Below are 18,014 nucleotides of genomic sequence, written 5' to 3' on the forward strand. Positions count from 1 at the left end.
CTTGAATCAAATTATGCGCTGCGCTCGGTCGTTGCCCTCCATGTCAGCGGCCAGTTCCGCAAGCTTGCGGACGGTGTTGAGATTGCGCGAGGTCCCGGGCTTCAGCGCCGGCAGCTTCAGCTTCGAGCGGCCGGATCCATTGGGATAATGCACATAGATCTCCCGGCCGGCGAGCTTCGCCTCCTCGCCATCGGGCGCAGACATTTTCTCCAGCGCATCAGCCGGGGCCTTTTCGGGCAGGAAGTAGACGAGCAGGAAATTCGGCTTGGCATCGGGAAAAGGGGCGTTGGCGACGATATCGTCAAGCTCTTTACGGCTGCGCACCATCACGCCTGGACGTTTGCCCATCTTGCGGCCGAGCGCTTCGTCGAGCCGCTCCTCCACCGTCTTTTCCGCCTCATCCGAGCGGAAAACCACATTGCCGCTCTGGATGTAGGTTTTCACGTCGGTAAAGCCGAGACCTTCGCAGATCGCTTTGAGTTCGGTCATCGGCAAAGAGCCGGTGCCGCCGACATTGATGGCGCGGAGGAGGGCGATGTAGACGGGCATTTCTCTCTCCGTGGACGGCGTGCCGTGGGGCACCCCCCTCTGCCCTGCCGGGCATCTCCCCCACAAGGGGGGAGATTGGCTGGGCTCGCTGGCTTCCTCAAACAACTAGTGTCGCATCCCGGCGAAACGATAGACGGGTGCGGAGGTTTGGCCACTTGTGATCTCCCCACCTGTGGGGGAGATGCCCGGCAGGGCAGAGGGGGGTGCCACGCGCACGCCTTACCCATTCAGCCCCACCACATCCAACCTCACATCTTCCCCGCCACCTTGATCGCAAACGCATACTCGAACGCGATCTCTTCCAGCCGCTGGAAGCGCCCCGACGCCCCGCCATGGCCGGCGTCCATATTGGTCTTCAGCAGGATCGGCGCCTCGCCCGTTGTCTTGTCGCGCAGTTTCGCCACCCACTTGGCCGGCTCCCAATAGGTGACGCGCGGATCGGTCAGGCCGCCGAGCGCCAGGATCGGCGGGTAGGCCTTTGCCTCGACATTGTCATAGGGCGAATAGGCGGCGATCTGCTCGTATTCCTCCTTGCTGTCGATCGGGTTGCCCCATTCCGGCCATTCCGGCGGGGTGAGCGGGAGCGTGTCATCAAGCATGGTGTTGAGCACGTCGACGAACGGAACGGCGGCGATGATGCCGGCGAACTTCTCCGGCGCCATGTTGGCGACGGCGCCCATCAGCATGCCGCCGGCCGATCCGCCTTCGGCGATGATCTTCGCGTAAGAGGTGAACTTCTGTTGATTCAGATAATCCGCCGCGGCGACGAAGTCCTTGAAGCTATTCGTCTTCTTGTCCATCTTTCCGTCTTCGTACCAGGCAAAGCCCTTGTCCTTGCCGCCGCGGATATGGGCGATGGCATAGACGAAGCCGCGGTCGGCAAGCGACAGGCAATTGGTGTTGAAGCCGGCCGGAATGGTGATGCCGTAGGCGCCGTAGCCGTAAAGCAGGCAGGGCGCGCTGCCGTCGAGCGCCGTATCCTTGCGATAGAGTAGGGTGACCGGCACCGTCTCACCGTCCCATGCCGGGGCGAAAACGCGGCGGGTGACATAGTCCTCAGGATTGTGGCCGGAGGGTACTTCCTGAGTCTTCAGCAATGTGCGCTCGCGCGTCACCATATTGTAGTCGTAAAGCTGCGACGGCGTCGTCATCGAGGAATAGGAGAAGCGGATGACGTCGGTATCGTATTCCGCCGCGCCCGAAAGCCCGAGCGAATAGGCCTCCTCGGCAAAGGCGATCGCATGTTCCTCGCCGGTTGCCCGGTCGCGGATCATGATCCGCGGCAGCCCGTCCTTACGCTCCAGCCACAGCAGATGGCGGGCATAGGCCATGTGGCTGATGATGAGCGTGCCGGGCTTGTGAGCGACGACTTCGCGCCAGTTTGCCTTGCCCGGATTGTCCACCGGCGCTTCCATGATCTTGAAATCCTTGGCGCCGCCGTCATTGGTCAAGATGTAGAAGACATCCCCGCCCTCGGTCAGCGAATATTCGATGCCTTCCTCGCGCGCTGCCACCAGCTTCGGCTCGGCTGTCAGATCCTTGGTCGACAGCAGCCGGTATTCGCTGGTCTCGTGGTCGTGAATATCGATATAGATGAAGTCGTCGAGCAGCGAGCCGCCGACACCCATGAAGAAGCCGGCATCGGCCTCCTCATAGACCAGCCGGTCTTCAAATTGGGGCTGCCCGAGTATGTGGTGGAACACCTTCGAGGGCCGGTGGTTCTCGTCGAGAGCCGAATAGAAGAAGCTCTTGCCGTCGGGCGCCCAGACGCCGCCGCCGCCGGTATTCTCGATCCGGTCCTCGAGATCTTCACCGGTCGCGAGATCGCGCACTTTAAGGGTGAAGAATTCCGAGCCCTTGTCGTCATAGCCCCAAATGCCGCGGCTATGGTCGCTCGAATGGTCGAGGCCGGCGAGGCGGAAATAGGCTTTGCCGGCGGCTTCTTTGTCGCCGTCGAGCAGCACCGTACGGATCGTCTCGTCGGCAACGTCGCCGTCACGGGGAGTACGGAAATAACGCGGCTGTTCGCCGCCGGTCACATAGAACGTGCCATAGGCATAGGCGCCGTCCTTCATCGGTACCGAACTGTCGTCTTCCTTGATGCGGCCGCGCATTTCGGCAAACAGCGCCTTCTGCAGCGGTTTGGTATCCTCCATCGCCGCATTCATATAGGCGTTTTCGGCTTCCAGATGCCGGCGGATATCGGGGTCGAGGATCGACGGGTCCTTGAACATTGCCTGCCAGTTGTCGGCGCGCAGCCAGGCGTAATCGTCCGTGCGGGTAATGCCGTGGCGCGTATCGGAAACGGGCTTTTTCGGTGCGGCGGGCGGTGTCGGCAGGCTCTTGAAGACGGACAAGGAATTGGCTCCGGTGGGAATGTCGGGTTGGCAAGAGATAGAGGCGCGCCGCCGCCGGATCAAGCGCCAAGGGTGCAGGTGACCGTCCACAGTCGAGGAGACGGCACCGCCCGCCCTGCCTTGATGTCACCACAATATTTAAGGAGGTCCGCCATCACAGAGCAAATTTTGCACGCGCCCAGCCCCCTGCAAGCCGCCGGCGGCAGGATGAAGACTGTACAACAGCAAGGGATATCCTCCGCAATGCCGAAACGTCTGCTCCTGTTTGTATCCCTGGCCGGCTTGGCTGCCCCCGCCTTTGCCGTCGACCCGGCAATCAAGAAGCAGCTGGAAAAACTCGATCCCTCCACCCGCCTGGAACAGAGCTGCGACACGGAAGCGATGAGCCGTATCAACAAGGACAGCACCGGCTTCAAGCCCGACAAGGTGATCGCCTATACCTTCAAGGACCCGATCGCCGGCGACAATTCGCTGCAGGCGCCGGGCGCGGTCTTCCGCAGCAAGGGCGACTGGTATCATCTTTCCTACAATTGCATCACCGGCCCGCAGCATATCAACGTGCGCCAGCTCGACTACCAGATCGGTGAGAAGGTGCCGCGTGAGAAGTGGGACAAGTACTATCTCTACGATTGATGCGGTCTCCCGCCGGCGGCTGCGGTGACATCCGGCCACATGGCGTCTGGCAAGGCGAGCGGCTAGAGTCGCGGCGCTCGAATCGTAAAGTCCATGACATGAACCGCATCCTGCTCACATCGGCCTTGCTTCTCGCCTCCGTCTCCGCTGCATTGGCGGACGAAATGCCGCCGCCCATCGCTTCGGCCCCGGCCCGAATTGGTGCGTCCAAGGCGCCGGCGGTCAAGCTCGTCGAGCCGCATCTGCATATTGCCCGTTCCAACATAGCGGGCCATGCCCGGATCGCGCTCACTTTCGACGCCTGCATGGGGCAGGCGGACGAGCGCATCCTTTCGACCCTCGTGCGCGAGCGCATTCCGGCAACGATCTTCGTCACCGCCCGCTGGCTGAAGCGCAACCCGCAAGCCCTTGCCGTCTTCCTGCAAAATCCGGATCTCTTCGAGCTCGAAAACCACGGCGAGAACCATATTCCGGCCGTCGACGCGCCGACGCTCGTCGATGGCATCGCCTCGGCCGGCTCGCCGCAGGCGGTGCGGCAGGAAGTCGAAGGTGGCGCCGCCGCCATGGTCGCGGCCGGCATCCCCGCGCCGCACTGGTTCCGCGGCTCCACGGCCAAATACGATCTTTCCGCCATCGGCGAGATCCGCGCCATGGGCTATCGCATCGCCGGCTATTCGGTGAACGGCGACGGTGGTTCGCTGCTCGGCGCTGTTATCACCGAAAAGCGCATTGCCTCCGCCAAGGACGGCGATGTCGTCATCTCCCACATCAATCAGCCCACCCATGCGGCGGGGGAGGGTGTGGCGAAGGCACTGGTCGATCTCAAGGCGAAGGGCACGGCGTTCGTTCGTCTTGAGGATGTCGAGGATATGGGCGACGACAAGACGACGGAGTAGGGCTGCGGTTGAAGATGTGCCGTGTGGCGCGGCACAATAGCCAAAGCGAAGCCTCTACCGCAACGCATCTCCAGCCGCCAACCTGTCCTCGCCAAACCGCCGTATCCCCGGTCCTTCCCGGTCGAGCGCAAAGTCCTCGAACCAATCGCGGTAGATCCCCGCGATCATCGCCCCGATCATCTGGGCAGCGAGATAGGAGAAGGTGATGCCGTTGCCGCCATAACCGTGGGCGGCGAAGACATGCGGCATCCCGGGCGCCGGGCCGATCAGCGGCAGGCCGTCGGCCGTCTCGCCGAAGGTTCCGCCCCAGGCATGGGCGATGCGGGCATCCGCTCTCGGCCATAGCCGCTTCATCTTCTCCCGGACGGCGCTGATCTTGGCCGGCAGCTTTCGATCCCGCGCCGCGGCATCGATCGTACCGTCGTCCTCGCCGCCGGCGACGATGCGATTGTCCGCGGTCGTGCGCATGTAGAGATAGGGATGGCTGTCCTCCCAGAGCAAAGCCCGGTCGCGCCAGAATGTGGCGGGATCCTGCGGCACGGTGGCGAAGGCCCAGCTCGAACTTGTGCGGTGCAGCTTCGGCATGTCGAGGCCCGGCATCGAATAGCCGGTCGCCAGCACGGCATGCCGCGCTTCGATGACATGGGCGCCATCCGTCTCCGCCGTGACGCAATCGCCTTCGCTGTGCAGCGCGGTCACGGAAGCGCTGACCAGCTGCGCGCCGCGCCGGACCGCCATTGCGATCAGCGCCCAGGTGAGCAGCAGCGGATCGGCCTCCGCCGAACCCGGCGAATAGATTGCGCCATCGCGATCGAACTCGAATTGCGTAAAGAGATCAGGATGTTCGAGATAGACGCCGGGCAGCCCCGCCCGCCGGCGAAGCTGGCGCTCTTCCCTGAGGTCGCGGGCGCCTTCCAGGTTGCAGGCGAGAAAAAGTGTGTTGCGCGGCCGGAAGCCGCAGGCGATTCCATTCGCTGCGATCAGCTTGGAAAGACCGGCGACGGCAGCGGCGCTGCGGCGATAGATTCCGGCAGCTCGTTCGAAGCCGTAATAGGTCTCGAGTTCCGTGAGCGTGCTGTCGATTTCCCATTGCAGCATCGCGGTGCTGGCGGCAGTGCTGCCGAAGCCTGGCTCTTCCCGGTCGATGATAACAACGGAAAAGCCGCGCGCCGTCAGATGATCTGCGATCAGCGCGCCGGTGATGCCGCCGCCGATCACCGCAACATCGGTCGAAAAGCTCTGCGCCAGCGGCCGCCATTGCGGACGTATGGCATTCTCCCCCCAGAGCGAACGGCCGCTGACCATCTGGTCATGATCGGATTCGTCGAGATCGAGATCGGACGCCACTTATGTCTCCTCGCTTGATCACTTCGGCAATTGCGGCTGCGGTTTTTCCTCGATCAGCAGTTCCTCGATGATAGTCATGACGATCAGCGACAGCGGCAGCGCCAGCATTGCGCCGACGGCACCCCACATCCAGGTCCAGAACAGGATGGCGAGGAAGACGATAAAGGGATTGATTTCCAGCCGCCGCCCCATCACCGCCGGGAAGATCAGGTTTTCCATGACGAGATGCACGGTGAAGAAGGCTGCCGCCGGCACCAGGCCGACGATGAAGCCGTCATAGGTGATGATCCCGGCGATGGCGACGGAGAGCGTCATCAGCGTGATGCCGAGATACGGAATAAAGCTCGACAGGAAGGCGAAGAAGCCCCAGAGCACCGGCGCCGACAAGCCGCTCGCATAGGCGATGATGGTCATGACGACGCCAAGCCCGATGTAGATCAGCGAAGCGGTGGCGAAATAGAAGCCGAGCACCTGCTCGACGCCATTGATGACGCGAATCGCCGCCAGTCGTTGTGGGCGGGTGCGGAAGGTCATGATGATCGTCTTGCGCAGATTGACCCGGCTGGCAAGAAAGAGCAGCAGCGCGGCGAAGAAGATCAGTCCCTGTACTAGCGCCGGCGTCAGGCTTGTTGTCACCACATGCAGCACATTTCCGGTGTTTTCGAGCAGCGCGCCGATCGACATCGGACCGCTTTCGAACGTCGCCGGCGTGATGTGCAGCCATTCGATGCGCTCCAGATAGGGCATGATGCGGCTTATCATCCGTTCGACGAAAGCCGGGGCTTCGTTGGCAAGGGTCGCCAGCGGATCAGCAAGCGAACTGACCAGCAGGACGATGACCAAAGCGACGCCGCTTGACAGAAGGAAAGCGTTGGCAAGCCTTGGTACGCCCATTTTGCTGAGATTTTCAGCGGCGAGGCCGAGAATCATGCCGACGACGACGGCAAGGGTGACCGGAATGAGGATCAGCGACATCGTGTAGACGGCGGCAAGGCCGAGGATGGCGAAAATGCCGATGATCGCCCAGGCCATGCTGATGTCGAGCCCGTCCTTCTCGAGCCGGTGCACCGGCGGGACGGGAAGTTCCTCCGCTGCCTCCTGCAACGACTTGGCCCAGGCACTGGGTTGGCGTTCGCCGATGGCGATCTTCTTTGCGTGTTTGCGGATGCCGTTGGCGATGCCCATGCGGTGAGGTCCCTGAAGCCCCATTGCTTCGCCACAAAAACGCGCCGATGCGGTTCCGGTTCCGCCGGTCCATGGCGCCGTCAATAAAGACACCGGTCAGCCTGCGGGCAAGGGCGCTGAAGCATCCATCCTTTCATCGGCTCGCGCGCCGATTTGATCCTGCCGCCGGAACAACCTCGCGGTTGCTGGCGTTCGACGTCGGAAGGAGAGTGCTCATGATTGCAGATCCTGATCAGACGAAAACCACCGAGACCTATTCGACCGATCCCCCCTATGCGGAGGAGGCGAGACTGAAAGCCGCCGATCAGCGGCGCTGGTGGGTTTGGACCGTTCTTGTGGCGGGCGCGGCAGTTCTTATCATTGCCGGCGTAAGCGTTGCGATCTGGCCGGACCCCGGCAACAATGATCCGACGGCGACGGCTTCGACCAAGCCGGATGCGATCAATACGCAGCCCTCCGGTCCCGGCGCCTTCGACAACGACCCGGCCTCCGGCCCTGCACGGCCGCCCGAAGCGACAGACCGGTCGCCAACGCCGAGCGGAAACGGCGGCGGACCGACGCAGGTGACGACGCCATCAGGAACCGAGAAGGTTCAATAGGGTTTTCAGGTTCAGGCCGAAAGTGTCAGGCCGATGCCCCAGGGATCTTTGAGGAAGATGCCGCCGTCGCGCTTCTCGCTGTTGAGCTCCAGCGCGTCGAGCCTGGAAACCGCCGCGTCGAGCGTCGCCTTGTCGTTGAAACGGATCCGGTAGTCCGACAGCCCGGTCATATTGTCGGCGCGGGCAGTGGCGCCCTGGCTGTTCCAGATGTTGGCGGCGAGATGGTGGTGATAGCCGCCGGTGGCAAAAAAGCTCGCGCCGGGATAACGGGCCATCAGCTTGAGACCGAGCACGTCGCGGTAGAAGGCGTCGGCCTGCGGGATATTGCCGACCTGCAGGTGCAGATGGCCGATTGCCGTTCCCTCAGCCATGCCGCCCCAGCGATCCTCCGGTGCGCTGTTATAGAGGGCCTGCAGGTCTAGCCGCCGCGTCGCCATTTCGACCATGCCATCCTCATGGAATTTCCATTGCGCGTGCGACCGATCGGCATAAATTTCGATGCCGTTGCCCTCGGGATCGGCAAGATAGATCGCCTCGCTGACGAGATGGTCCGAGGCGCCGTCGAGCACAACGTTGTTTTGGGCGGCGTGGCGCAGCCAGCGCGCCAGTTCGGTGCGGTCGGGCATCAGGAAGGCTGTGTGGAAAAGACCGGCGGCATTCCGTGGCGCGACTTCCGCGTCCTTTGCCGTGGTCAGCGTCAGCAGCGGATGGCTCCCGACACCCAGCACTTCTCCGCTCGTCGTCTTCTCGATGACCTTCAGGCCGAGCATCGACTGATAGAAGCCGGAAACGAGGCCGAGGTCGGTGACGACGAGATGCGACTGGTCGATATAGGCAGGCCGCGTCAGAGCATAGGATGTTTCTCTCGTCATCAATGGGTCTCCTGCATCTGCAGTTGAAGGTATACCGGCGGTGGCGGCAACCATGCCGCCCGTGGCAAATCCGAGAAAGTCTCGCCGGTTCATGCGCCTGGGTCTCTTCGATTGCCGTACTTGATCTCTATATGGCCTATCCCGATTGTTCACAGAAGGCTTGTTTTTGAGGATGAAGCGTTGAGCAGATGTTGACGATGACCTTCACCGGCTTGATCGGAGTCAATGCGCCCATATCTTCATCTGAGCAAGCTTATGCATCTCAGTCATGGAGGGAGCCATGTACAGGAAAATCATCGTGGCGATCGCGCTCGGCAGCCTCGACAGGGGAGAGAACATTCTCCGCAAGGCGGCCTCGCTGCTCGACGCGGGCGGCCAGATCGTCGCGCTCAACGTCGTCGAGGATGTGCCGACCTATGTCGCGATCGAACTGCCGGCCAATATGCTCGAGGACGCCATGAAGGACGGCCGCGACAAGCTGGAAGCGCTGGTCGCCGCAACCGGGGTCACGGCGACGATCGACATCCGCAACGGTCCGCCGGCCAAAGCCATCATCGCAGCCGCCGAAAGCCACGGCGCCGACCTCATCATCCTCGCCTCGCATATTCCGGACTTTTCCAACTACTTTATCGGCGCCACGGCCGACCGTGTCGTGCGGCACGCCAAGTGCTCCGTGCTGGTCGAGCGGCAGAAGATCTGAATCTGCGCCGCCGTCGAGGTCGCCTGTGTGGTCTGTCACGAAGATTTACCGCGCGCACGATGCGCCGCAGTTGCGCCCCCGCCCGTTCGGTGCGACCATCGCAATCGGGTACGAAACGGGTTGGCGTGCATGGCCGAGTTCAACGGTATTCGCTGGGCTTACGACAGATATGAGCTGATCGCCGACGGCATCGTCCATGGCGTCGGTCTTGTGCTGGCGCTGATCGGCGCCACCGCTCTGATCTTCTACGCCACGGTCTGGAGCTCCCAAGGCGCGCTCGCCGCCGCCTGGATCTATGGCGTCGGACTGGTGCTGACGCTTGCCATCTCCTTTTCCTACAATCTCTGGCCGGTCTCGCGCACCAAATGGTTCCTGCGCCGCTTCGATCATTCGGCGATCTTCATCCTGATCGCCGCCACCTATACGCCCTTTCTCGAACGCGGCGCCGACGATCCGCTGCTCTTCTTCATGCTGATGGCGATATGGCTATTCGCAGCTGTCGGCATCGTCCTGAAATGCGTGTTTCCAGGGCGCTATGACCGCCTCGCCATCCTGCTTTACCTAGCCATGGGTTGGAGCGGCGTGCTGGTGGCGGGGCCTGTCGCCGCGCGCATTCCCTCCGCTTCGATGCTGTTGATCGTCATCGGCGGCGTTATCTACTCGCTCGGCGTCATCTTCCATATCTGGGAGAAACTACGTTTTCAGAACGCCATCTGGCACGGTTTCGTCGTCATCGCCGCGGCTGTGCATTATTCAGCCGTCTTCACCTGTTTCAGCCTGCCGATGCCAGCCTTCTGAGCTGCGGCCTGCCGAGCGCGTCCCGCGAGCCTTTCTCTGGCGTGTCAGCCGTTTACATCTTTTGATCAGCAGCGTATGCCAATCCGGCAGTCAATCCGAACCGGGTGATCATGACAGACGCCGTCCTTCTCCGCGACGCCACCGAAGCCGATCTTCCAGCCATCCGGGATATCTACAATCATGCCGTCGAGCACACGACGGCGATCTGGAACGAAACGTTCGTCGATCTCGAAAACCGACGGGAATGGCTGAGCGCGCGCAAGGGCCGCGGCTTTCCGGTCATTGTCGCCGAGATGTCGGGCAAGGTCGCGGGCTACGCCTCCTATGGCGACTGGCGCGCCTTCGAAGGCTATAGCCACACCGTCGAACATTCCGTCTATGTCGACAAGGATCATCGCGGCGCCGGCATCGGCGAGGCCCTGATGCGCGAATTGATCGCGCGTGCGGCGGCCGCCAATATCCATGTGATGATCGCCGGCATCGAGGCTGATAACACAGCCTCTATCCGGCTGCACGAAAAGCTCGGCTTCCGCATTGCCGGCAGATTTTCCGAGGTCGGCACCAAGTTCGGCCGCTGGCTGGACCTCACCTGCATGGAGCTTCGCCTGCCCGGCGAGGCCGATTGAGCTGCCTGCCCAAGGCCGACGGAGGGACGAGCGCTCGCTGGACGGAGTGAACCGGCAAATCATTGCCGGAGCGGTCACCATCTTTTTATTGTATTCTGAGCTGTGTAGAAAAGAGAGGCCGCCTGCTTCGCGAGAGGCGGCGTGATAAGCGTCATGGAGATCAACAATTCAATGGTAATGCATAGATCGCCGCTCGGCCTCCTTGCCTTCCTTCTTCTTCTCGCCGCTGCTCCGATTTCCTCGCGTGCTGCCGATTGCGGCAGCACGGCCTCGCCGAAGCTCGACTGGCAGGAATGCACGAAGAAGAACCTGATGCTGCAGGGCAGCGATCTCCAAGGCGCCAATCTCTTCAGCACCGATTTCTCGCTGACCGATCTCAGCGGTTCGAATTTCAAATCCGCCAATCTGGAAAAGGCGAGCTTGGTGCGCGCCTCGCTTGAGGGGTCACATGCCGAAGGGGCCAACTTCGCCAAGATCGAGGCCTATCGCGCCAGCTTCGCCAATATTGTCGCGGACGCCGCGTCCTTTGCCGGGGCCGAACTGCAGCGCGCCAATTTCGCGGGAGCCCGGCTTTCCGGCGCGAGCTTTGAAAAGGCCGAACTCGGCCGCGCCGATTTCGATAAGGCGGTACTGACGGGGGTGAAATTCTCCTTCGCCAATCTCTCCCGCGCCGATCTCTCCAGCGCCGTCTTCGAAGGCCCTGCGACGTTCGAGCGCGCCTTCATGTTCCTGACCCGCATCGAAGGCCTTGACCTCTCGGCTGCCGCCGGCCTTGAGCAGGCGCAGATCGATCTGGCCTGCGGCGATGCCTCGACCAAATTGCCGGCAGGCCTTTCTGCGCCTTCAAATTGGCCATGCCCTGCCGAGCACGAGTGAACTCGGGCTTTTGCATAGATTCCGTGCAGGTTGACGAAAAGCTATGGCAGCAATGCCTTGCCGACGTGGATTGTGTCCGGTTCGAACTAGTGCAGCCTTAACTCGCCAATGACCCGACGCCATTCATTCGGTCCGATCAGCCGCTGATGGCTATAGCGGACGGAATGCAGCGGTCCGTCAAGGTTGGACTGCCAGAAATCGAGGAACTTGTGCATTTCCGGAAAGCCCGGGGCGAGGTCGTAATCCTGCCAGACATAAGTCTGCAGGACGGATTCGAAATCAGGAAGGCGGTAGAGGATGTGGGCAGTGGTAAGGCCGTAACCGCTGAGCTGGCGCTCTAGATCTGATGAAAATTGCATGCTTCATCTCCGTTTCACGACAACGAGAAGGTGGCGCATATCTTGACGTCCATCAACGGGATTCTCAACGCAACGGCCGCTTTTGTTGTTCCTTCTCAGGGTGTTAGCAGCCACTTCGGGTGAGTGCTAATTTTTTCTCTGCGCCCTCTTGAAATCGAAAAATCGCAAAACCAGATCAATGCGCGCAAAACGCTCGACAGAGGTTTGCACCCGCCCGGACTGGTCATCCGGTCCGGCCAGGGGAACAACATCGTTATTGTTTGTCCATTGGAGGAAAACATGTCGTTCCGACCGCTTCATGACCGCATTCTCGTCCGCCGCGTCGTTTCCGAAGAAAAGACCAAGGGCGGCATCATCATTCCCGACACCGCCAAGGAAAAGCCGCAGGAAGGCGAGGTCATCGCCGTCGGTCCTGGTGCGCGCAACGATGCCGGCCAGATCCAGGCGCTCGACGTCAAGGTCGGCGATCGCATCCTGTTCGGCAAATGGTCCGGCACGGAGATCAAGATCGACGGCGAGGACCTGCTGATCATGAAGGAAAGCGACGTCATGGGTGTTATCGAAGCCCAGGCGGCCCAAAAGATCGCCGCTTGAGGCGTTCGCCCCGCGTTAGTCAAAAAAGCTGCCTATTGAAGGAGTTAAAGAATGGCTGCGAAAGAAGTGAAATTCCATAGCGATGCCCGTGAACGCATGCTGCGTGGGGTCGATGTGCTGGCCAATGCCGTGAAGGTCACGCTTGGCCCGAAAGGCCGCAACGTCGTGATCGACAAATCCTTTGGCGCGCCGCGCATCACCAAGGACGGCGTCTCGGTCGCCAAGGAAATCGAGCTCGAAGACAAGTTCGAGAACATGGGTGCGCAGATGCTGCGCGAAGTGGCGTCGAAGACGAACGACCTCGCCGGCGACGGCACCACGACCGCGACGGTGCTCGCCCAAGCGATCGTCAAGGAGGGTGCCAAGGCGGTCGCCTCCGGCATGAACCCGATGGACCTGAAGCGCGGCATCGACCTCGCCGTCGATGCTATCGTGGCGGAACTGAAGACCAACGCCCGCAAGATCTCCAACAATTCCGAAATTGCCCAGGTCGGCACGATCTCTGCCAATGGCGATGCCGAGATTGGCCGTTACCTTGCCGAAGCGATGGAAAAGGTCGGCAACGAGGGTGTGATCACCGTCGAGGAAGCCAAGACTGCCGAAACCGAACTCGAAGTCGTCGAAGGCATGCAGTTCGACCGGGGTTATCTCAGCCCCTACTTCGTCACCAATCAGGACAAGATGAGGGTCGAACTGGAGGATCCCTATATCCTAATTCATGAGAAGAAGCTGTCGAACCTGCAGTCGATGCTGCCGGTTCTCGAAGCCGTCGTTCAGTCGGGCAAGCCGCTCCTCATCATCGCCGAAGACGTCGAAGGCGAAGCCCTTGCGACCCTCGTCGTCAACAAGCTGCGCGGCGGCCTGAAGATCGCTGCCGTCAAGGCGCCCGGCTTCGGCGACCGCCGCAAGGCCATGCTGGAGGACATCGCCATCCTGACCGCGGGCACCGTCATCTCCGAAGATCTCGGCATCAAGCTTGAGAATGTGACGCTCAACATGCTCGGCCGGGCAAAGAAGGTGGCCATCGAAAAGGAAAACACCACCATCATCGACGGTGCCGGTTCGAAGGCGGAGCTCGACGGTCGTACCGCTCAGATCCGCGCGCAGATCGAGGAAACCACCTCCGACTATGACCGCGAGAAGCTGCAGGAACGCCTCGCCAAGCTCGCCGGCGGTGTTGCCGTCATCCGCGTCGGCGGCTCGACTGAGGTCGAGGTGAAGGAGAAAAAGGATCGCGTCGACGACGCGCTGCATGCCACCCGCGCAGCGGTCGAGGAGGGCATTCTGCCGGGCGGCGGCGTAGCGCTTCTGCGTGCAGTCAAGGCGCTCGACGCCGTCAAGACGGCAAATGACGACCAGCGGGTCGGCGTCGACATCGTCCGCCGCGCGATCGAAGCCCCGGTTCGCCAGATTGCCGAAAACGCCGGCGCCGAAGGCTCCATCATTGTCGGCAAGCTGCGCGAGAAGAGCGAATTCTCCTATGGCTGGAACGCCCAGAGCGGCGAATATGGCGATCTCTACGCGCAGGGCGTCATCGATCCGGCCAAGGTGGTGCGCACCGCACTTCAGGACGCCGCCTCCGTTGCCGGCCTGCTGGTGACGACAGAAGCGATGATCGCTGAGAAGCCCAAGAAGGAAGCTGCTCCGGCTATGCCCGCCGGCGCCGGCATGGACTTCTAACAGCGACCACTCGGCCCGCTCTGCCATCGGGGCGGGCCGCACGCTCTCGAATGAACCAAGTTCCATCGGTCAACATCAATGGAGCGAGCTATGAGAAAGGAAAGCATCAGCAATTCCATGCAGCAGAGCGCCATGGCTGCCATCAGTGCGGCACATCTGCTTCATCCAGCGAAACATTTCAGTCACCCGCGTGACGTGCTTACCGCCGCCGACATCGGCAATGACGAGAAGCGGGCCATTCTCGCTTCATGGGCATCCGATATCTTCGCGATCGAATCCGTACCAGCCCTTCGCCTTTACCCCGGGACCGAAAAAGCTGTATCCTACGACGAGATCCTCGAAGCGCTGAAGGCTTTGGACAAAGGCGATCGACCATCCGGGAAACAAGATACGTCCGCTCCCTTGAGTGCCCACAGGACGCGTCGTCGAAGACCGTCGGTACGCCGGCTTCCCGGCCTTGGCTTGTGCAGCTACTGGAAAGGAGGACGGCGCCGACCGCTACTTGAAACCTGACCCTCCGTCCGGCCTGCCGTGTGCCTCTAAAGGACGCGGGCATGATTTTGCCGACGACTATTTGCTCAACTGAGGAGGTTTTGCCGATGAAGATCGCTCAGATTGCGCCGCTCGCCGAGAGCGTTCCGCCAAAGCTCTATGGGGGAACGGAGCGGATCGTTTCCTACCTTACCGAAGAACTCGTGGCACAGGGGCATGAGGTCACGCTTTTTGCCAGCGGCGATTCCGTCACCCGGGCGACACTCGTGTCATGTGCGGACGTCGCCTTGCGGCTGAACCCTGCGGTCAAGGAACATTTGCCGCATCAGGTCTTGATGCTGGAGGAGATCCGTCAGCGGGCGCATGAGTTCGACGTGCTGCATTTCCACATCGACCTGCTGCATTTCCCGCTGATCCGCGATTTCGCCGACCGCACTGTCACCACACTGCACGGCCGGCTCGACCTGCCGGATCTCAAGCCGTTCTACGCGGCGTTCCCGGATATTCCGATGGTGTCGATCTCCAACGACCAGCGCCGTCCGATGCCGCCGGTCGACTGGCGCGGAACGGTCTATCATGGACTGCCGGCTGATCTGCTTCCCTTCACGCAAAACCCTGGAGGCAATTACCTGGCTTTTCTTGGTCGGATCTCTCCGGAAAAGCGCCCCGATCGCGCGATCCAGATCGCTGCAAAGGTCGGAATGCAGCTGAAGATCGCCGCCAAGATCGATAATGCCGACAAGGCCTATTGGGAAACCGTCATCGAGCCGATGATAAAGAGCAATCCGCATGTCGAATTCATCGGCGAGATCGATGAACGTGAGAAAGCTGCCTTCCTTGGAAATGCAGGCGCTCTGCTCTTCCCGATCGACTGGCCGGAGCCCTTCGGGCTGGTGATGATCGAAGCCATGGCCTGCGGCACGCCGGTCATCGCTTTCGGCTGTGGTTCGGTTCCTGAGGTCATTGACAATGGCATCTCGGGCATCCTGGTCGACAGCGTCACCGAGGCGGCCGAAAACGTCGAATGGGCGCTGCGCCTCGATCGGCACAAGGTACGGGCCGCGTTTGAAAAGCGCTTCACTGCACAACGAATGGCGTGCGACTATCTCAACATCTATCGCAACCTGCCGGGCGTTCGCATCAAAGCTGCGCCGATCCGCCGGTCGCGTAGTCAAGCGCCCGACCTGCAGGCTGTTGCCTGAGGCAAGGAGGAGGCATGTCGAACGTGTCTGCGGACAGCAACCCCGCCAAGGCATCGTCAGGCCTGACGGCGCCGGTCGCTCAGTTCTTCATTCCGGCCGCCGCATCGCTGCAGGAGCGGCGGCCGCGTACCTTGAAGCACGGCGATACTTTTGCCGTCTTCGATCATAATGGCGATGCTCTTTCCGGTCCCGGCAGTCCGGAAGGCCTTTTTCACCGGGACACCCGTCATCTCTCGCATCTTTACCTGACGATCAATGAACAGCGGCCCATGCTTCTGTCCTCGACGCTGCGGGATGACAATGCCACCCTGACCTGTGATCTTACTAATCCTGATCAGTTCGATGACAAGGGAAGGCTGGTTCTAGGCCATGACGTGATTCATCTGCGCAGATCACGCTTTCTCTGGAATGCCTGTTGTTATGAACGGCTGGCCGTGAGGAATTATGACGAGCGGCGGCAACATGTTCGCATTCAGATCTCTTTCGGGGCCGATTTCGCCGATCTTTTTGAAGTCCGCGGCACCGCAAGGGCAAGGCGAGGGCACCATCTTCCCGCCGTCGTGGAACAGGATTGGATCCTGCTTTCCTATATTGGCCTCGACGATCGCAAGCGGTCGACGCGCCTTTCCTTCATGCCTGAACCGGCCGAGATTCGTAGCGATCTCGTCACTTACGACCTCCATCTGGAGCCGCACGAGACCAAATCGCTCTTTATTCAGATCGGCTGCGACCATACCTCCGCCGATCGACTGAGCCGCCTTTCCTTCTTTCTTACCTTGCGGGATGCCCGCCGTGCGTTGCGCGCCTCCTCCTCGCGCGCAGCGTCGGTCACAACTTCCAACGAGATCTTCAACGAAGTCGCGCGGCGCAGCGCCTCTGACCTCTACATGCTGATCACCGACAAGCCGGAAGGCCCCTATCCTTATGCCGGCATTCCCTGGTTCAGCACCGTTTTCGGCCGCGATGCCCTGATCACGGCGCTTGAGACACTTTGGCTCGATCCGGAGATCGCCCGCGGGGTTCTGGGCCATCTTGCTGCCAATCAGGCGACGAACGTCGATCCTGCTTCAGACGCCGAGCCGGGCAAGATCCTGCACGAAGTGCGTTGCGGCGAAATGGCCGAACTCGGCGAGGTTCCTTTCCGGCGTTACTATGGCAGCATCGACTCGACGCCGCTCTTCGTGATGCTGGCCGGCGACTATCTTAAACGAACCGGTGACCTTGCGACCATCGACCGTCTCCTGCCGAATCTCGAAGCGGCGCTGACATGGATTGACGAACATGGGGATCGCGATGGCGACGGCTTCGTCGAATACGGGCGGCTGACGGAAGAAGGTCTGATCAATCAGGCGTGGAAGGATAGCCACGACTCGGTCTTCCATGCCGATGGCACATTGGCCCGGGGCCCAATCGCGATCGCCGAAGTCCAAGCCTATGTCTACGGCGCTTGGCAAAGTGCTGCCGAAATCTTCCGGTGGAGGGGCAAGCCGGAGCGCGCGGCGAGCTTTCTCGCGCGCGCGGAGGGACTGCGCCACGCCTTCGACATGAGCTTCTTCGATGAGGAACTCGGCACCTATGTGTTGGCTCTCGACGGGGATAAACGGCCTTGCCGGGTCCGATCCTCCAATGCCGGCCATGCTCTGTTCACCGGTATTGCTTATCCTGAACGGGTCGCACAGGTGACCCGCACCCTTATGAATGCTTCCTCCTTCTGTGGCTGGGGCATCCGGACCATTCCCTCGACCGAAGCACGTTACAATCCTATGAGCTACCACAATGGCTCGATCTGGCCACATGACAATGCCATGATCGCCAGCGGTCTTGCCCGCTATGGCTATCGCGCCGAAGCCGCGCGAATCTTCGAGGGGCTGTTTGCCGCTGCGACCTATATCGACCTGCGGCGGCTTCCCGAACTCCTCTGCGGCCTGCCACGTCAACGCGCACGCGGTCCTACCTCTTATCCGGTTGCCTGCTCGCCGCAAGCATGGGCGGCAGCAGCCCCTTTGTCGCTGCTGCAATCCTGCCTTGGCCTCGACTTCGATCCGAATAATTTGCAGATCAGCTTCAGCGTGCCGCGGCTTCCTTCGTTTCTCGACGAGGTAATCTTGCGGCGTCTGCTGATCGGCAATTGCTCGGCTGACGTGGCCATCCGTCGGTCTCGACACCAGGTCGTGGTCGATGTCATCAATCGACAGGGCGATGTCAGCGTGCTCACCACGGCCTGATGAAGGACAGTGCAGGGAAGGCGG

At 61.3% G+C, this 18,014-nt stretch carries 18 protein-coding genes; 12 read left to right on the plus strand and 6 right to left on the minus strand.

The features are described 5' to 3' along the window. Positions 1–6: 6 nt before the first annotated feature. Entirely contained in the window at positions 7–549 is a 543-nt protein-coding gene (locus FHT70_RS18205) for a DUF1697 domain-containing protein (RefSeq protein WP_183703682.1), read from the minus strand. Positions 550–797: 248 nt separating this feature from the next. Beyond that, entirely contained in the window at positions 798–2,906 is a 2,109-nt protein-coding gene (locus tag FHT70_RS18210; RefSeq protein ID WP_183703685.1) for a S9 family peptidase, read from the minus strand. A gap of 243 nt (positions 2,907–3,149) precedes the next feature. Here FHT70_RS18210 and FHT70_RS18215 point away from each other — a divergent pair, with 243 nt between their 5' ends. Together FHT70_RS18215 and FHT70_RS18220 are read left to right on the plus strand one after the other, a co-directional pair. Next, positions 3,150–3,539, plus strand: a complete 390-nt coding sequence (locus FHT70_RS18215) for a DUF930 domain-containing protein (RefSeq protein WP_085777460.1) — start codon at positions 3,150–3,152, stop codon at positions 3,537–3,539. Positions 3,540–3,637: 98 nt separating this feature from the next. After that, a complete protein-coding gene (locus tag FHT70_RS18220) occupies positions 3,638–4,435 on the plus strand; it encodes a polysaccharide deacetylase family protein (protein ID WP_183703687.1) in 798 nt (265 codons plus the stop codon). A 54-nt stretch (positions 4,436–4,489) separates the two neighbouring features. On the opposite strand, the gene FHT70_RS18225 is transcribed toward FHT70_RS18220, so the two are convergent. Both FHT70_RS18225 and FHT70_RS18230 read right to left on the minus strand, forming a co-directional pair. Then, a complete protein-coding gene (locus FHT70_RS18225) occupies positions 4,490–5,782 on the minus strand; it encodes an FAD-dependent oxidoreductase (protein ID WP_183703690.1) in 1,293 nt (430 codons plus the stop codon). Positions 5,783–5,800: 18 nt separating this feature from the next. Then, the gene (locus tag FHT70_RS18230) at positions 5,801–6,967 is read right to left on the minus strand and encodes an AI-2E family transporter (RefSeq protein WP_097599853.1); all 1,167 of its coding nucleotides are present in this window, start codon (positions 6,965–6,967) and stop codon (positions 5,801–5,803) included. Positions 6,968–7,182: 215 nt separating this feature from the next. Between FHT70_RS18230 and FHT70_RS18235 the strand changes: the two genes are divergently transcribed. Continuing rightward, a complete protein-coding gene (locus FHT70_RS18235) occupies positions 7,183–7,566 on the plus strand; it encodes a hypothetical protein (protein WP_183703693.1) in 384 nt (127 codons plus the stop codon). Between the two features lie 11 nt (positions 7,567–7,577). On the opposite strand, the gene FHT70_RS18240 is transcribed toward FHT70_RS18235, so the two are convergent. Further along, on the minus strand, positions 7,578–8,531 hold the full coding sequence (locus FHT70_RS18240) for a VOC family protein (RefSeq protein ID WP_183703696.1): 954 nt from the start codon (positions 8,529–8,531) through the stop codon (positions 7,578–7,580). Positions 8,532–8,718: 187 nt separating this feature from the next. Between FHT70_RS18240 and FHT70_RS18245 the strand changes: the two genes are divergently transcribed. From FHT70_RS18245 to FHT70_RS18260, 4 genes are all read left to right on the plus strand, one after another. Then, the gene (locus FHT70_RS18245) at positions 8,719–9,138 is read left to right on the plus strand and encodes a universal stress protein (protein WP_085777466.1); all 420 of its coding nucleotides are present in this window, start codon (positions 8,719–8,721) and stop codon (positions 9,136–9,138) included. Positions 9,139–9,267: 129 nt separating this feature from the next. Continuing rightward, positions 9,268–9,936, plus strand: a complete 669-nt coding sequence (locus tag FHT70_RS18250; protein ID WP_183703698.1) for a hemolysin III family protein — start codon at positions 9,268–9,270, stop codon at positions 9,934–9,936. 110 nt (positions 9,937–10,046) lie between these two features. Then, positions 10,047–10,562 carry a GNAT family N-acetyltransferase gene (locus FHT70_RS18255; protein WP_183703700.1) on the plus strand — a complete coding sequence of 172 codons (516 nt, stop codon included), beginning with the start codon at positions 10,047–10,049 and terminating at the stop codon, positions 10,560–10,562. Between the two features lie 171 nt (positions 10,563–10,733). Continuing rightward, the gene (locus tag FHT70_RS18260) at positions 10,734–11,438 is read left to right on the plus strand and encodes a pentapeptide repeat-containing protein (protein WP_183703702.1); all 705 of its coding nucleotides are present in this window, start codon (positions 10,734–10,736) and stop codon (positions 11,436–11,438) included. Positions 11,439–11,524: 86 nt separating this feature from the next. On the opposite strand, the gene FHT70_RS18265 is transcribed toward FHT70_RS18260, so the two are convergent. Next, complete coding sequence (locus FHT70_RS18265) at positions 11,525–11,797, minus strand: aspartate-semialdehyde dehydrogenase (protein WP_085777468.1); 273 nt, start codon at positions 11,795–11,797, stop codon at positions 11,525–11,527. Between the two features lie 279 nt (positions 11,798–12,076). Here FHT70_RS18265 and FHT70_RS18270 point away from each other — a divergent pair, with 279 nt between their 5' ends. The 5 genes from FHT70_RS18270 (at position 12,077) to FHT70_RS18290 (ending at position 17,990) form a co-directional block, all read left to right on the plus strand. Next, on the plus strand, positions 12,077–12,391 hold the full coding sequence (locus FHT70_RS18270; protein WP_183703704.1) for a co-chaperone GroES: 315 nt from the start codon (positions 12,077–12,079) through the stop codon (positions 12,389–12,391). A gap of 51 nt (positions 12,392–12,442) precedes the next feature. Continuing rightward, complete coding sequence (gene groL / locus FHT70_RS18275; RefSeq protein WP_183703706.1) at positions 12,443–14,071, plus strand: chaperonin GroEL; 1,629 nt, start codon at positions 12,443–12,445, stop codon at positions 14,069–14,071. Between the two features lie 90 nt (positions 14,072–14,161). Further along, positions 14,162–14,584 (plus strand): hypothetical protein, encoded by a 423-nt coding sequence (locus tag FHT70_RS18280; protein ID WP_183703708.1) that lies wholly within the window; start codon positions 14,162–14,164, stop codon positions 14,582–14,584. A gap of 86 nt (positions 14,585–14,670) precedes the next feature. Continuing rightward, entirely contained in the window at positions 14,671–15,765 is a 1,095-nt protein-coding gene (locus FHT70_RS18285) for a glycosyltransferase family 4 protein (protein WP_183703710.1), read from the plus strand. Between the two features lie 14 nt (positions 15,766–15,779). Continuing rightward, positions 15,780–17,990 carry an amylo-alpha-1,6-glucosidase gene (locus tag FHT70_RS18290; protein WP_183703713.1) on the plus strand — a complete coding sequence of 737 codons (2,211 nt, stop codon included), beginning with the start codon at positions 15,780–15,782 and terminating at the stop codon, positions 17,988–17,990. Positions 17,991–18,014 lie beyond the last annotated feature (24 nt).

This window comes from Rhizobium sp. BK049, assembly GCF_014193135.1.
Classification (GTDB): domain Bacteria; phylum Pseudomonadota; class Alphaproteobacteria; order Rhizobiales; family Rhizobiaceae; genus Rhizobium.